This is a genomic window from Pseudarthrobacter sp. H2 (assembly GCF_050157045.1).
Taxonomy (GTDB): domain Bacteria; phylum Actinomycetota; class Actinomycetes; order Actinomycetales; family Micrococcaceae; genus Arthrobacter.
The window spans coordinates 1,137,607-1,153,303 of record NZ_CP189594.1 but is presented as its reverse complement, the minus strand read 5'-3'; the positions used below and the strand labels follow the sequence as shown (position 1 = coordinate 1,153,303).

At 67.6% G+C, this 15,697-nt stretch carries 11 protein-coding genes and 1 tRNA gene; 5 read left to right on the top strand and 7 right to left on the bottom strand.

From position 1 onward, the window contains the following. Positions 1–4: 4 nt before the first annotated feature. The 7 genes from ACQCSZ_RS05420 to ilvD form a co-directional block, all read right to left on the bottom strand. A complete protein-coding gene (locus ACQCSZ_RS05420; protein WP_211878183.1) occupies positions 5–772 on the bottom strand; it encodes an ABC transporter ATP-binding protein in 768 nt (255 codons plus the stop codon). After that, positions 769–3,558 (bottom strand): ABC transporter permease, encoded by a 2,790-nt coding sequence (locus ACQCSZ_RS05415; RefSeq protein ID WP_427007050.1) that lies wholly within the window; start codon positions 3,556–3,558, stop codon positions 769–771. Before ACQCSZ_RS05415 ends, ACQCSZ_RS05420 begins: the two co-directional genes overlap by 4 nt. Positions 3,559–3,777: 219 nt before the next feature. Further along, positions 3,778–5,367 carry a phosphoglycerate dehydrogenase gene (gene serA, locus ACQCSZ_RS05410; protein WP_427007049.1) on the bottom strand — a complete coding sequence of 530 codons (1,590 nt, stop codon included), beginning with the start codon at positions 5,365–5,367 and terminating at the stop codon, positions 3,778–3,780. Between the two features lie 127 nt (positions 5,368–5,494). Further along, on the bottom strand, positions 5,495–6,520 hold the full coding sequence (gene ilvC / locus ACQCSZ_RS05405; protein ID WP_211878188.1) for a ketol-acid reductoisomerase: 1,026 nt from the start codon (positions 6,518–6,520) through the stop codon (positions 5,495–5,497). Positions 6,521–6,622: 102 nt separating this feature from the next. After that, the gene (gene ilvN, locus ACQCSZ_RS05400; protein WP_427007048.1) at positions 6,623–7,135 is read right to left on the bottom strand and encodes an acetolactate synthase small subunit; all 513 of its coding nucleotides are present in this window, start codon (positions 7,133–7,135) and stop codon (positions 6,623–6,625) included. A 2-nt stretch (positions 7,136–7,137) separates the two neighbouring features. Beyond that, a complete protein-coding gene (locus ACQCSZ_RS05395) occupies positions 7,138–9,036 on the bottom strand; it encodes an acetolactate synthase large subunit (protein WP_427007047.1) in 1,899 nt (632 codons plus the stop codon). Between the two features lie 380 nt (positions 9,037–9,416). Then, complete coding sequence (ilvD, locus tag ACQCSZ_RS05390; RefSeq protein ID WP_427007046.1) at positions 9,417–11,138, bottom strand: dihydroxy-acid dehydratase; 1,722 nt, start codon at positions 11,136–11,138, stop codon at positions 9,417–9,419. A 263-nt stretch (positions 11,139–11,401) separates the two neighbouring features. Between ilvD and ACQCSZ_RS05385 the strand changes: the two genes are divergently transcribed. From ACQCSZ_RS05385 to ACQCSZ_RS05365, 5 genes are all read left to right on the top strand, one after another. Beyond that, a complete protein-coding gene (locus ACQCSZ_RS05385) occupies positions 11,402–12,418 on the top strand; it encodes a hypothetical protein (RefSeq protein WP_427007045.1) in 1,017 nt (338 codons plus the stop codon). Between the two features lie 65 nt (positions 12,419–12,483). After that, a complete protein-coding gene (locus tag ACQCSZ_RS05380; protein ID WP_427007044.1) occupies positions 12,484–13,662 on the top strand; it encodes a PQQ-dependent sugar dehydrogenase in 1,179 nt (392 codons plus the stop codon). Positions 13,663–13,777: 115 nt separating this feature from the next. Then, a tRNA-Lys gene (locus ACQCSZ_RS05375) sits at positions 13,778–13,853 on the top strand. A gap of 278 nt (positions 13,854–14,131) precedes the next feature. Then, the gene (locus ACQCSZ_RS05370) at positions 14,132–14,974 is read left to right on the top strand and encodes a hypothetical protein (RefSeq protein ID WP_427007043.1); all 843 of its coding nucleotides are present in this window, start codon (positions 14,132–14,134) and stop codon (positions 14,972–14,974) included. Next, positions 14,971–15,585 (top strand): RES family NAD+ phosphorylase, encoded by a 615-nt coding sequence (locus tag ACQCSZ_RS05365; protein ID WP_427007042.1) that lies wholly within the window; start codon positions 14,971–14,973, stop codon positions 15,583–15,585. The genes ACQCSZ_RS05370 and ACQCSZ_RS05365 overlap by 4 nt, the downstream gene beginning before the upstream one ends. Positions 15,586–15,697 lie beyond the last annotated feature (112 nt).

Genomic DNA, 15,697 nt, shown 5'->3' with positions numbered 1-15,697 from the left:
AAACCTAGATCAGTTCGGTCAGGGTATCGGTCTGCCGGACGAGTTCGTGGTCATGTGAAGCGACCAGGACGGCGATTCCGTCCGACGTCGTGTCCTTGAGGATGCTGATGATGCGGTTGGCCGAGGCCCGGTCCAGGCTGGCGGTGGGCTCGTCCACGATCAGCACGCGGGTGCCGAGGATCAGTGCCCGGGCGATCGCCACGCGCTGGCGTTCACCGCCGGAGAGCTGGGCGGGACGGTGGCGCATCCGCCGGCCGAGGCCCACGAGGTCCAGGAGGTCCTTGGCCATGGCGCGGCGCTGGTCCACCTCGCCGTCCGGCACTGCCGGCAGCAGGACGTTTTCCAGCGCGCTCATGCCGTCGATCAGGGCCCCGCCCTGGTCGACGTAGCCGATCAACGCCCGGCGGCGGTCGGCGATCTCGTCGTCGCCCATGGTTTCGAGCGAATCGCCCTCCCAGAAGACCCGGCCCGACGTCGGCAGGGTCAGGCCCGCGCTGACGGTCAGGATGCTGGTCTTGCCGGAGCCGCTGCGGCCGGCGATGCAGTGCATCTCGCCGGCGTGCAGCGTCAGGTTGAAGTCGTCCACGACGTCGACGGTCTCGGCACCGCCCTTGCCGCCGCCGTAATGGATGGTGATGTTGCTCAGCTCGAGCGGCGTGGCGTGGTCCGCGGCCTTCACGATCGTGTTGGCACGGGTCTTGTGTGCACTCTTCCGGGTGCTGGCGGTCATCCGGTCGTGGGCCGCCCGGTCAGGGTTCAGCTCGTTAGTCATTTGACTACTTTCGTTGCAATGGGAATCCAGCAGAGTACGGCCACGAGCCCGGCGAGACCGGCCCAGAGTGCGGCGTAGGGGGCGAGGAGCAGGCCGATGCCGAGGGCGCCCAGGACACCCAGCGGCAGCGCGATGGTCCCCACCATGGCGTTTTCGAAGAAGCGGACCTGGCCCAGCATGTCCGGATTCCAGCCCATCGCCTGCAGCGTGCCGAGGTACTGGCGCTTGGCCTGCAGCTCGAAGCGGCCGGTGACCATGGTCAGCACGAGCCCTACGGCCACCCCGGCCAGGGCCAGGATGATGCTTGGCAGCACGATGCTGGCCGCGGCAAGCCCGGACAGCGCACTGGCCCCGGCCGCCCGGGGGATGTCGATCAGCAGCGCGGCCAGCCCGCCCGCCGCGGCGCCGAACACGCCGACGGCGACAGCCAGGGCGCCGGTGTTGAACTTGTTGGTGCTCAGCTGCCGGTTGGCGAAGGTGAGCGCGGAATCGACCGGGATCAGGCGTTCATCGTGCTGCGGCTCCTGGTCCACTTCCTCGCGGTGGCGCAGCTGCTGCGCGGCGAAGAACGCGGCGCCGACGTACAGCGCCAGGACGGAGGCCGAGACGATGGCGGTGGCCGGGTTCCAGCTGACCAGGCTGAGGACGGTTCCGGCCACGGCCAGGAAGGCCGCGCCGACGCCGAATTCGGCCAGCACCCAGGAGCGGATCCGGCGCTGGGACCAGCCCATGGCACGCAGCGTTCCTGCCTCGCTGCGCCGCTTGCGGACGTAGCTGACGGTCGAGGCGCCGGTCAGCAGGGCCGCGCCGCACAGGGTCAGGAACAGCAGGGTCAGGTTGGTGCCGGTGAGCGAGGCGGAGACGGCGTCCGCGGCGTCCTGCCGGACCCACGACTGCTGGACGGTGCCCAGCGCGGACTCCTTGCCGGCGTCGTCCTTGGAGTACCCCGGGACGAAGATGCTCGCGTCCTCACGGGCGGAGCCGGCAACAACGGTCGCCTGCAGCCCCATGTCCCGGATCTCGTTGGCGAGCTGCTCGACCTCGGGCTGCGCCTGCTTCCAGCTGCCCGGGACCTTGGCCCGGACGCGGATGGCGTCGATCACCGAGGCGTTCTGGTCGAAGCCGCGGGCTGCGGCGAGGCCGTAGAAGTCGGTGATGGCGCCCGCGGACTGGCTGGCCAGGCCCGTGGCGCTGAGTGAGGGCTTGAGGGCCGTGTGTGCGACGTCCTTGCCGGCGGCGTCCTTGGCCAGGGTGAAGGGGGTGGGGTCGTAGCCGCCCAGGGGCAGCCGGTTCACGTCGCCGGCAGCTTCCCGGACCTTGGCCGGGTCGAAGGTGCCGTAGACCATGGCCAGCGGTGTGGCCAGCTTCTTCCCGGTGTCAAGGTTGTCCCGGTAGGAACGCTCGTCCACGGGGTTGCGCTGGGTCTGGTCGACGGGAGCGCCGTTGGCGGCCTTCTCCGGCAGCCGGTTCACGGTCACCCACTCCCCGGGCGTGGCCGACTTGCCGACGGCGCCGTTCGCGGCGGTGGACCCGTCGGCGTACTTGGGGGCGGCGGCGAAGTCTGTGCTCCACGTGGCGGGGTTGTACAGTCCCTGGCTGAAGCTGCCGGTGTCCCCCAGCAGCTGGGTCAGGTCCTTGGAGCCGGGCCAGGCCAGTGCGAACGGGGATTTGGAGACGAACGGCAGGTAGTCCTTGTCCAGCGAACGGGACACGGTGCCGACGTCCTTGGTGACGTTGCCGGAGCCGTCGATTTCCTCGATCTTGACCGAGTACTTCAGGTCCAGCGAGGTGCCGGAGCGGACAATCAGCGGGATCGCCTGGGAGTCGGCGGTGAGCTGGCCGCTGCGCTTGGCCTGCTGGTACTGGCTCATCAGCGGGGCCCAGTACTTGAGCTTGACGCCGAGGAAGTCGGGGCCCTCCTTCAGCTGCTCCATGCCGATGCCGCTGGTGAAGAGGCTCTCGAAGTGCCGGCCGACCGCCCCGGCATTGCGGGCGTCCGCCGCGGGGGCCTTCTCCAGCGGGGCCAGGAAGTCGCCCGCGGAGCCGAGCAGGGCGCGTTCGGAGACGGGGTCGACGGCGACGACGGACTCGGTCACCTGCGGGGCCATCGGCAGCGAGACGGAGAGGTTGAAGAGGGTGTGTTCGGAACCGCCGGCCGGAGCCGGGAACTTGATGCCGGTCTCCCCGGCCGGGCCGGCAATGCGGACGTTCTTCCCGCCGGCGACCTGCTCCTGGATGAGCTTGGCCTTGCCGAGGGAGCCTTCGGCCGTGGTCTTGAACAGGGTCTGGTCCGAGACGCCATCGGAGCTGACGGCGCTGGCGGTGAGCCGGTACTTTTTGGGCGCATCGCTCAGGACCGACTCGGCGGCCGGCCATTTGCTCGGGTCGGTGGCGGTGGGGTCCCCCGAGGTGCCTGCGAGGCCGGCGTTGTAACCGAGGTAGTCCGTGGCGTCCAGGCGCGGGGATTCCAGGTTCTGGGTGACGCGGGAGACGAGGCTGATCGGCGCCGCCACCGACGTGCCGGACAGCTTCCGGATGGAGTCCAGCTGGTCGAAGCCGATGCCGCCCTGGCCGTTGGCGATGTCCGGCTGCATGAGCCCCGCGTTGTCGCTGGCCTTGACCTGGACGAGGATGTCGTAGAGTCCCCGGGAATTCTGGTCAACGGTCCGGTTAAGTGCCGCCTGCGACTGGCCCTGGACCAGGACCGACAGGCACATGGCCGCGATCAAGATGGACGCGGTCAGCAGAAGCACTCTGCTTCTGATGAACCTCTGGACGGCGTTCATTGGGCTCCTGAAAGCTGGATTGCGTGCGCACGCCGCAGTTCATCCCGAGCGGAAATGAAGGCGTCCCCTGCCGGGCGTGCAAAAGTAAAGGCCGGTCTGCCGGCCAGGTTCCGAAAATTCGGACCTAGCCATTGTACGCAGACCGGCCGCTCATCCGCGGACGCGCGGCGGCGGCAGCCGCTTCCGGCAGTGCAGCGCCGCGCGTCCGCGCGGAGGCGTTTAGTCCTCCAGATCAACCTCGCGGACCATCTCGGCCCCGATGCCGGCCTTGATCGCTTCAAGGACCTGCTGCGGCACGGAACTGTCGACGGTCAGGAGGGCCAGCACCTGGCCGCCCTCAGCCTGCCGCGCAACCTGCATGCCGCCGATGTTGATGTTGTTCATGCCGAGGATGTGCCCGATCGTGCCGACCACGCCGGGGCGGTCCGCGTAGGCAACCACCACGAGGTGCTCGCTGATCGGGATCTCCACCTCGAAGCCGTTGAGGCCCACGAGCTTCTGCACCTGCTTGGGCCCGGTCAGGGTTCCGGACACCGAGATCTGGCTGCCGTCGCTCAGCGCGCCGCGCAGGGTCAGGAGGTTCCGGTAGGACTCCGTCTCGGGCGTGGTGATGAGGCGGACATTGATCCCGCGCTGCTCGGCGATGACCGGGGCGTTGACGTAGGACACCGTCTCGGTCACGACGTCGGCGAAGATGCCCTTGAGGGCAGCCAGTTCCAGCACCTTGACGTCGAGCGCGGCGATTTCGCCGGCAATCTCGACGTCGACCTGCGTCAGCGAGGCGTGGGTCATGGCCGTGAAGATGCGGCCGAGCTTCTCGATCAGCGGGATGCCCGGGCGGACGTCCTCGGCGATGACGCCGCCGGCGACGTTCACGGCGTCGGGCACCAGTTCACCGGCCAGCGCCAGGCGCACGGACTTCGCGACCGAGACGCCGGCCTTCTCCTGCGCTTCGTCGGTGGAGGCGCCCAGGTGCGGGGTGACCACGACGTTGTCGAGCTTGAAGAACGGCAGGTCGGTGCTGGGCTCCTTGACGAAGACGTCGACGGCGGCACCGGCGATCTCGCCGTCCTGGAGGGCGGCGTAAAGGGCCTCCTCATCCACGAGACCGCCGCGGGCAACGTTGACGACGTAGGCCGTCTTCTTCATCTTGGCGAAGGCCTCGGCGCCGAGCATGCCGACGGTCTCGGGGGTCTTGGGCATGTGGATGGTGATGAAGTCCGACTGCGCCAGGAGCTCGTCCAGGCTCACCGGCTGCACGCCGAGCTGGGCGGCGCGGGCGGAGGTGATGTAGGGGTCGTAGGCGAGGATCTTGGTATCGAAGCCCTGCAGGCGGGCCGCGACGAGGGCCCCGATCCGGCCCAGGCCGATGATGCCGATCTTCTTCTCGAACAGTTCGATGCCGGTGTACTTGGACCGCTTCCACTCGCCGTCCTTGAGGGCGGCGCTGGCCTGCGGGATGTGCCGGGCGAGGCTCAGGATGTGGCCGACGGTGAGTTCGGCGGCGGAGACGATGTTCGAGGTGGGCGCGTTGACCACCATGACACCTGCCTGCGTGGCGGCCTTGATGTCCACGTTGTCCAGGCCGACGCCGGCGCGGGCGATGACCTTCAGGTTCTTCGCGGCGGCAATGGCTTCGGCATCCACCTGGGTGGCGGAGCGCACCAGGATGGCGTCGACGTCCACGATCGCAGAGAGCAGCTGGGAGCGGTCGGCGCCGTCGATCTGGCGGATTTCAAAGTCCGGGCCGAGGGCCTCGACTGTGGCGGGCGAAAGTTCTTCGGCGAGCAGTACTACGGGTTTTGACACGGCTGATCCTCTGCGTTGCAGTCCGGGGGGATGAATCAAGTCTAGGCTGACGGAAAGGCCGGGCCCACATTATTAAGCGTGGACCCGGCCTTACCGTTGCCTTGTGAATGGCGCCTGGACGGCAGCCTTAGCGGGCTACCGAGCCTTCGGTGTAGTCGTCCTCGTTCTTGATCCAGGAGAACAGCTTGCGCAGCTCGCGGCCGGTGGCCTCGATCGGGTGGTCCTCACCCTTCTTGCGCAGGGCCTTGAACTCCGGGGCTCCGGCGTCCTGGTCGTCGATGAAGCGCTTGGCGAAGGTGCCGTCCTGGATGTCCTTGAGGACAGCCTTCATGTTTTCCTTCACCTGGGGGGTGATGACCCGCGGGCCGGAGACGTAGTCGCCGTATTCCGCGGTGTCCGAGACGCTCCAGCGCTGCTTGGCGATGCCGCCTTCGACCATGAGGTCCACGATGAGCTTGAGCTCGTGCAGCACCTCGAAGTAGGCGACCTCCGGCTTGTAGCCGGCCTCGGTGAGGGTCTCGAAGCCGTACTGGATCAGCTGGGAAGCTCCGCCGCAGAGGACGGCCTGCTCGCCGAAGAGGTCGGTTTCGGTCTCTTCGGTGAAGGTGGTCTCGATGACGCCCGCGCGGGTGCCGCCGATGGCCTTGGCGTAGGACAGGGCCAGTTCCTTGGCCTTGCCGGACGGGTTCTGCTCGACGGCGATCAGGTCCGGCACGCCGCGGCCTGCTTCGAACTCGCGGCGCACGATGTGGCCCGGGCCCTTGGGGGCGACGAGGGCGACGTCGACGTCGGCCGGGGGCTGGATGTAGCCGTAGCGGATGTTGAAGCCGTGTCCGAAGAACAGGGCGTCGCCGGGCTGCAGGTTCGGGGCGATGTCCTCGGCGTAGACGTGGCGCTGGACCTGGTCCGGGGTGAGGACCATGATGAGGTCCGCTTCGGCGACGGCCTCGGCGACGTTGAGGACGCGCAGGCCCTCGGCCTCGGCCTTGGCGCGGGACTTGGAGCCTTCCTTCAGGCCGACGCGGACGTCAACCCCGGAATCGCGGAGGCTGAGGGCGTGGGCGTGGCCCTGGGAGCCGTAACCGATGACGGCGACAGTGCGGCCCTGGATGATCGACAGGTCGGCGTCGTCGTCGTAAAACATTTCAGTCACTGGGGTGTCTCCTTTTGAGTGGATTCGTGTTGTGGTGCTTATCGGGGAACTCGGTGGTGCGGTGGCATACGCTGTGGCTTACGCGGTGCCTTACGCTGCGTTTTACGCGCTGCGTAAGGCCCTGTCACTCATGGAGCGGGATCCCCGCGCCACGGCCAAGGTGCCGGACTGCACGATTTCGCGGATGCCGAAAGGCTCAAGCACGGAAAGCAGTGCCGTGAGCTTCTCGGGGTGTCCCGTCGCCTCAATGACCACCGACTCGGTGGAGACGTCGACTACTGAAGCGCGGAACAGGTCTGCAGCCTGGGTGACCTGCAGCCGTGTTGCGGCGTCCGCCCGTACCTTGACCAGGATGTGGTCGCGCTGTACGGAAGATTCTGGGGTGAGCTCGACGATCTTGATCACGTTGACCAGCTTGTTCAGCTGCTTGGTGACCTGTTCGATCAGCTCGCCGTCGGCGTCGACGACGACGGTCATCCGGGACATGCCCGGAACTTCCGTCGGGCCGACGGCCAGGGAATTGATGTTGAAGGCGCGGCGGGCGAAGAGGCTGGCGACGCGGGTCAGCACACCGGGCTTGTCTTCGACCAGAACGGACAGTGTGTGGCGGGTCATGTTCAGTCCTCCTCTTCCCATTCCGGGGTCATGTTGCGGGCTACCTGGATCTGGTCGTTGCTGACTCCGGCGGGGACCATCGGCCACACCATGGAGTTGGGGCTCACGACGAAATCGATGACGACGGGGCGGTCGTTGATCTCCAGGGCCTTCTGGATGGTGGCGTCGATGTCCTCGTCGCGTTCGCAGCGGAAGGAGGCGCAGCCGTAGGCGTCCGCCAGCTTGACGAAGTCCGGGATCCGGACGGTGTCGTGGCCGGTGTTCAGGTCGGTGTTGGAGTAGCGGCCCTCGTAGAACAGGGTCTGCCACTGGCGCACCATGCCCAGGGACGAGTTGTTGATGATGGCGACCTTGATCGGGATCTTGTTGATCGCGCAGGTGGCCAGCTCCTGGTTGGTCATCTGGAAGCAGCCGTCGCCGTCGATCGCCCAGACCACCCGGTCCGGCTCGCCGACCTTGGCGCCCATGGCGGCCGGCACGGCGTAGCCCATGGTGCCGGCCCCGCCGGAGTTCAGCCAGGCGTGCGGACGCTCGTACTTGATGAACTGCGCGGCCCACATCTGGTGCTGGCCGACGCCCGCCACGTAGATGCCCTCGGGACCGGTGAGGGCCCCGATGCGTTCGATCACGCGCTGCGGGGCGGACAGGCCGTCCTCGGGTTCGGTCCAGCCCAGCGGGTAGGTCTCCTTGAGGTTGTTCAGGAAGGCCCACCAGGTGGTCAGGTCCGGGGTGCCGGAGGCCTCGAACGCCAGGCGCAGGGCCTCGCTCAGCTCGGGGATGATCTCCTTGACCGAGCCCACGATCGGGACGTCGGCGGTGCGGTTCTTGGAGATTTCCGCCGGATCGATGTCCGCGTGGATGATCTTGGCGTTCGGGGCGAAGGTCTTCAGGACGCCGGTCACCCGGTCATCGAACCGTGCACCGAGGGTGATCAGCAGGTCGGACTGCTGCAGCGCGGTCACGGCGGACACGGTGCCGTGCATGCCCGGCATGCCCACATGCTGCGGGTGCGAGTCCGGGAAGACGCCGCGGGCCATCAGGGTGGTCACCACGGGGGCGCCGGAGAGCTCGGCCAGCTCGCGCAGTTCCGCCGAGGCGTGGGCCTTGACGACGCCGCCGCCGACGTAGAGCACGGGCTTGGTGGCGGCCGCGATGAGCCGGGCGGCCTCGCGGACCTGCTTGCTGTGGCCGCGGAGCACCGGGTGGTAGCCGGGGAGGTCGATCTTGGGCGGCCAGGAGAAGGTCATCTGACCCTGCTGGGCGTCCTTGGCGATGTCCACGAGCACGGGGCCGGGACGGCCGGTGGAGGCCAGATGGAAGGCCTCCGCCATGACGTGCGGGATGTCATTGGGGTCCGTGACCAGGAAGGAGTGCTTCGTGATCGGCATGGTGATCCCGACGATATCCGCTTCCTGGAACGCGTCGGTGCCGATCACCGCACTGGCGACCTGGCCGGTGATGGCCACCATCGGCACGGAGTCCATGTGGGCATCCATGATGGCGGTGACGAGGTTGGTGGCACCCGGGCCCGAGGTGGCGATGCAGACGCCAACCCGTCCGGTGACCATGGCGTAGCCTTGCGCGGCGTGGCCGGCTCCCTGTTCGTGACGGACCAGAATGTGGTTCATTCGTGAAGCCATCAAGGGGTCATAGGTGGGCAGGATTGCGCCACCGGGCAAACCAAAAATGTCCTCGACGCCGAGTTCTTCGAGCGCGCGGACGATTGCTTGTGAGCCGGTCATCACCGTCGGGGGTACGACGTTGTTCGGCCCAAGGACAGGAGAGACGGCAGCAGTGTCGACGGCGGCGTCAGCCGGGCGTTCGACGCGTTCCGAAGCCTTGTGGGCTCCAGCGGACTTCGTGGCCATCAGCGAGGGGCTGATCGGCGATCCTTTGCTCATCGGACTCTTCCTTTGGGATCTTCTGTGATCGTGGAACTGCGGGGGTGGTGCTGGTGCTGCTGGTGGTGCGGGAAATAAAAAAACCCCTCAGCCTGTGCGGCTCTTCGAGGGGTTTGCGCGTGACGGTCCGTTAACCAGTTGCGGCTATTGGGCCACGCGCTTGGTAACGACGACGCCGACGGTAACGGATGAGATCATGCGTTCAGTTTTCCCTCTGGGCCGACACGTGTCAACGAGCCTACCCCATGTCTCACCATGCGGACCTGTGCTGTCCGGGTATCGGACCCCTCCCCCAACTGACTCGCAGTTGTTGTCGTTTTGGCGGCGCATAACGACATCTAATGCGAGTCAGTTGGGCAGGAATTCCCGACTTGGGCGTTTCAGCCGCAGTACGCGCCGGTGGAGGCGCTGTGGACGAGCTTGGCGTACTTGGCCAGGACCCCCTTGGTGAACTTTGCCGGGAGGGGCTCCCAGCCCACCTTGCGGGATTCCAGCTCGGCGTCGTCCACGAGGAGGTCGAAGCTGCGCGCGGCGATGTCCACGCGGATCTTGTCGCCGTCCTTGACGAAGGCGATGGGGCCGCCGTCGGCCGCTTCCGGTGCCACGTGGCCGATGCACAGGCCGGTGGTTCCGCCGGAGAAGCGTCCATCGGTCAGGAGCAGGACGTCCTTGCCGAGTCCGGCGCCCTTGATGGCGCCGGTGATGGCGAGCATTTCGCGCATGCCGGGGCCACCCTTGGGGCCCTCGTAGCGGATGACGACGACGTCGCCCGCCTTGATCCCGCCCTTGTCCAGGGCATCCAGGGCGCCCTGTTCGCGTTCGAACACACGCGCGGTGCCCTCAAAGACGTCGGCGTCGAAGCCGGCGCTCTTCACGACGGCACCTTCCGGAGCCATCGAACCGTGCAGGATGGTGATGCCGCCGGTCTTGTGGATCGGGTTGTCCAGGGCGCGCAGGATCTTGCCGTCCAGGTCCGGCGGGTTGATCGCGGCGAGGTTCTCGGCCACGGTCTTGCCGGTGACGGTGAGGCAGTCGCCGTGCAGCAGGCCGGCGTCGAGCAGTGCGCGCATAATGACCGGCACGCCGCCGATCTTGTCCACATCCGTCATGACGTAGCGGCCGAAGGGCTTGAGGTCGCCGAGGTGCGGGATCTTGTCGCCGATGCGGTTGAAGTCCTCGAGGTTAAGCTCCACTTCGGCTTCGCGGGCGATGGCCAGCAGGTGCAGGACGGCGTTGGTGGAGCCGCCGAAAGCCATGGTGACGGCGATGGCGTTTTCGAACGCCTTCTTGGTCATGATGTCGCGCGCGGTGATGCCCAGGCGCAGGAGGTTGACCACGGCTTCGCCGGACTTGTGCGCAAAGGCATCGCGGCGGCGGTCCGCGGAGGGCGGCGCTGCAGAGCCGGGCAGGGACATGCCCAGTGCCTCGCCGATGCAGGCCATGGTGTTGGCCGTGTACATGCCGCCGCAGGCACCTTCGCCCGGGCAGATGGCCTTTTCGATGCGTTCCAGGTCCCCGAGGCTCATCTTGCCGGCGGCGCAGGCACCCACGGCCTCGAACGCGTCAATGAGGGTGACTTCCTTTTCGGAGCCGTCCTCAAGCTTGACCCAGCCCGGCATGATGGACCCGGCGTAGAGGAAAACGCTGGCCAGGTCCAGGCGGGCGGCAGCCATGAGCATGCCCGGAAGGGACTTGTCACAGCCGGCCAGCAAGACCGAGCCGTCGATGCGCTCTGCCTGCATGACGGTTTCCACGGAGTCGGCAATGACCTCGCGGGACACGAGGGAGAAGTGCATGCCTTCGTGGCCCATGGAGATGCCGTCGGAGACGGAGATAGTGCCGAACTGCATCGGGAACCCGCCGCCGGCGTGGACGCCTTCCTTGGCGCCCTGGGCCAGCCGGTTCAGGGACAGGTTGCAGGGGGTGATTTCATTCCAGGAACTGGCGACGCCGATCTGCGGCTTTGCGAAGTCGTCGTCGCCCATGCCGACGGCCCGTAGCATGCCACGCGAGGGCGCGGCATGGATCCCGTCGGTGACCACCCGGCTGCGGGGCTTGATGTCAGGCTTGTTCTCGGTTGCTGTTTGGGTGTCCTCACTCATGGGTCAAAGTCTAGGGCTCCGCCGCGGGGGCCAACGACCCTGACAGGCGCTTTAAGTGGAAAACCGGGAATATTTCGCTCATATGGTGGACGTCCGTCTCGCATAATGGAATCCGCGGCTGCTTTTACCCCGGCTGGTGAGCTGCCTCACGCCGGACCGTTGCGCCGGCGACGGGGGCGGCCCCGGAACGGTGGACAGCCTGCTTGACAGGGACGTAACGTCAGGCAACGGCAACCTTGCCTCCTGGACTGAAAGGCTCTGCTATGGATTGGATCATCTGGCTCATCGTCATCGTGGTTATCGTCGCCGTCATCTGGTGGCTGCTCAACCGCAACTCCCGCGGCGGTGCGGGCTCCTCGACCGCCGCGGACACCGGCAAGGCCGCGGCGCCGCTGGCCTCCGCGAGTATGCAGGGCCCGTCCGCCCCGTCCGGGACCGGCCCGTCCGCCCCGTCCGCGGCGGAGACGGCGGAGGCTCCCGCAGCCGAAGCCCCCACCGCTCCTGCCGTGCCGGTCCAGGCGGAGGCGGCTGCCGCGCCGGAGGCGGGCGGCGGCGCTGCCCCCGCAGCGGGGCCCCGCGCCGGTGCTGCGCCGGCAGCGGGGCCCCGCGCCGACGAAGGCACCGAGTGGGAGACCCAATGGTCGGAGACCCCGCCGCAGGAACCACAGGCTGCCGGACACCATGAACCGGTACGCGCCGAACCTGCGGCCGCCCACGGGGCACACGTTGCCCCGCCGGCGCCGGCCGGGGGGGCACAGGCCGCGGGGGCGGCCGGGGCGGCCGCGGGTGGCCTGCCCGTGCATCACCCGGAATACACGGAACCCCATGCCCCGACCCTCCCGGGGGCGGAATCGGCAGCGGCGGAAGGCAGCGACACGGCGGACGTCGAGGGTGCAACCATGGCTCCGGCACCCGCATCCGCCCATCCCGGTGCGGACGTCCCGCCGGCTGTCGCGGCCGAGGTCCCGGGCTTGCCGCCGGCGGAGGCCGAAATGGTGCACACGGCGACGTCGGTAGCCGCGTCCGAAACGCCCGCGGGCCACGCCGCCGAACCGTCCGGCCATCTCGCCCTGGATCAGCCGTACGGCGAGGGCTCGGCGGCCCCGGCGGCCGATGGCAGCGGACCGGAGGGGTTCACCGTCAAGGGAAACGCATCCTCGATGATCTACCACGACGAGACCAGCCCCTCGTACGAGGAAACCCGCGCGGAGGTCTGGTTCCTTTCCACGGCGCACGCCGAGGCAGCGGGCTTCCGGCCGCCACGCCGGACACGGCAGTAGGCCCGGGTACCGGCTGACCGGCCGCAGACCGCAGCACGAAAGACCGCAGCACGATGGGCGCACGGATGAGGGCCAGGAGGGCGGGGCGCAGGGGAACTCCTGCGCCCCGCCCTTTGGCGTCCTGGGTGGCGGTGGTGGCTGCCGCGTCGGTACTGCTGACGGCCTGCACGCCGGGCGGCGTCGGCCCCACTCCCTCCGGAAGCATGAGCGGAAGCATACCCGGCAGCATGGGCAGCAGCACGGCGGGCGGCGCGGCGGCGCCCATGGTCTCCGCCCGGATCGACGCCGGCCTGCAACTGCCCTGGTCCACGGTCTTCCTGCCGGACGGCAGCGCCGTCATTTCCGAGCGCGACAGCGCCCTGCTCAAGCGGGTCGACGGCGGCCGGGCCGGCGGCGGCGCGGCGGGCGGCGGGCAGGCCGGCATCATCGGCCAGCTGCCCGACGTCGTACCCGGCGGCGAAGGCGGGCTGCTGGGACTGGCCCTGTCACCGGACTTCGAGACGGACCGGTACCTCTACGCCTACTTCACCGCCGCGGGTGACAACAGGATCGCCCGCGTCCGGCTCGAGGGAAGCGGCGGGCAGTGGAAGCTGGGCGCCACGGAAGTGATCTTCACCGGCATCCCGAAGGCCTCCACGCACAACGGCGGAAGGATCCGGTTCGGACCGGACGGCTACCTCTACGTGGGCACCGGCGACTCGCAGCGCCGCGAACAGCCGCAGGACAAGGCGGCCCTGGGCGGCAAGATCCTCCGCATCACGCGGGAGGGCCGGCCGGCGCCGGGCAACCCGTTCGGCGACAACCCGGTCTACAGCCTCGGCCACCGCAACGTCCAGGGCTTGGCCTGGGACGGCGCCGGACGGCTCTGGGCGAGCGAGTTCGGCCCCGACGTCAACGATGAGCTGAACCTGATCGTGCCCGGCGGCAACTACGGCTGGCCGGAGGTGACCGGCGCCCCGCACCGTTCGGGGTTCCTGGACGCCAAGGTGGTGTGGCCGTCGACGGCGGACTCCTCCCCCAGCGGACTCGAGATCGTGGGCGGCACGGCCTATCTGGGAGCCCTCCGCGGCCAGCGGCTCTGGACCGTGCCCCTGAACGGGGAATTCGCGGGCGATCCCGTGAGCTATTTCACAGGAACGTTCGGCCGGATCCGGGACGTCTCGCTGGCCCCGGACGGCCGCCTCTGGCTCCTGAGCAACAACCAAAACCCTGATTTCGTGCTGATTCTGGACCTCCCCGGATAGGCCCGCACGGCCGCCGGCAGCCGATTTCACACAGCGTCGAAACTCGTGTAGAGTTTCATGTCGTTGCGGAGAACAACGAGGGAAACAAAAAGCCCGAGTGGACGAAACAACAGCTGCACCTCTAGCTCAACTGGCAGAGCAATTGACTCTTAATCAATGGGTTCCGGGTTCGAGTCCCGGGGGGTGCACCACAGAGAAAGAAACCCCGTCTCTACTGGCTTCGGCCGGTGGAGGCGGGGTTTTTTTTGCGCCCATGCTTTAAGCTGACCAGCGTTCTGTCGAACCCAGACCTGGCACCACCGGCGCGCCAATCGTCGTGATCGAATCAACGGCGGCGTGTGCTGGCACCCGGGTTGCCCACGGTCACCGGCTGCCATGAACGGGGACGGACCCGAGCGCGGCCCGCAACACGGCACACTCATCTCCTGACGGCTCTGACGAGTAGAATTATTGTCAGAACCGTCAGGAGATGAGCAATGTGACACCGAAAAAACCGCGGGGACCGGTGCTGGACGCCGATTCGAAGAAGCCCTACGTGGCCGCCTACTCAAACTCAAGCGAAGGCCTCGTCACCAACGGCAGGATCGCCGCCGACGTCACAGTCCACGCGCTGCAAACCGGCGCTCGCGTGAACGTCGGGGACTACGTCGTGGAGGTCGTTCAGTCCCCCGCCGATGCCCCGACCGGCAGTTCCAGGCGCCAGGGTCTCCGGGAGCGGCTTTTCGAGCGGCTGGCGCTTATGCCGCAACTGTTCGGGCAGGAGCACGCCGCCGGCCACAACCGGCGGTCTTCCGAGACGGCAGATGCTGAGGTACTAGAAGAGCTGCTCATCGATTCCGCCGTGAACATGGAGCTCAGCATTATCGCTCTAGGGTCAGCGCTGGAGTCTGTCGGAGGCCCGGTGTCGCCGCAGCTTGCCCGGAGTGTCCAGGCGACCGAAAATGTCTGGCGCGACATGGAGTCGGAGTTTGGGCTTCTGACGTCGACTGAGGTCTCGCAGGCGGTCGGATCCAAATCACCGAACCGAAGCTACGCATCGGACCAGCGCGCCGCGGGCAGGCTGCTTGCTATCAAGCGCTCCGGCGCTTACCGCTACCCCGGATTCCAGATCGACAGGCTGGAACACCGGATCAGGCCCGTCATGGCGGATCTTCTGCTGGCCGCCAATGAAGCCGGCCGCTCCGAGGCAAGCCTTGCCCTTTGGATGACTGTGCCCACCGGGTACCTTGATGGTGCCCGTCCTGTAGACCAACTCGCCCGCCCCGAAAAGGTGGTGGAAGCGGCCCGGCAGTCCTTCAACATCCAGTGGTGAGGCTTGTCCCGCCGAAGCCGTTCGAGCCGTTGGAGTTCGTGCTGCCCGTCGGCTCGGCCCTGTACCGCGTGTTCGGCAACACCAGGACCGTAACGGAATTCAATCCGGGCGCCGGCTCCCCCACCAGGTTCGCGTTCTTCGGGGATCCAATAGTGCCGGTGCTGTATGCCGCGGATACCGAAGAGGCCGCCGTCTGTGAATCGATCCTCCACGAGGTCCCGCCGGGCCCCGGACAGATCCTCTACGACAACATCAAAGACCGCGTCAGCGCCCGGCTGGCCCCTACCCGCGATCTCCGTCTGGTTTCGCTGATGGGTGACGGGCCCCGGGTGCTCGGCACCGAAGCCAGGCACGTCACCGGGACGATGGCCTCGCAGTACCGCCGGACTGTGCGCTGGGCGGAAGCTGCCCACGAGGCAGGATTCGATGGCCTGGTATGGATGAGCAACCGCCGGAATTCCGATCGCGCCTTCGTCCTGTTCGGGGACAAGGTCCTGCCTGTCGACGTCGAGGGCCTGACCGGGCACGGAAAGATCTACGCAGCCGGCGCGGGCTTCGACTGGCTGGCCAGATACCTTGACGGGCTGGGCATCGACATCCTCATCCCCTGACGGGCCAGGTTTCCCGCGCGGCGGGCTCCGCCCTCGATGAAAGCATCGATGCCACAAAGCGGTTCATTAACGGGCTATTTATTCTGTCCCCCACTGACCCGCACTGCTCTTC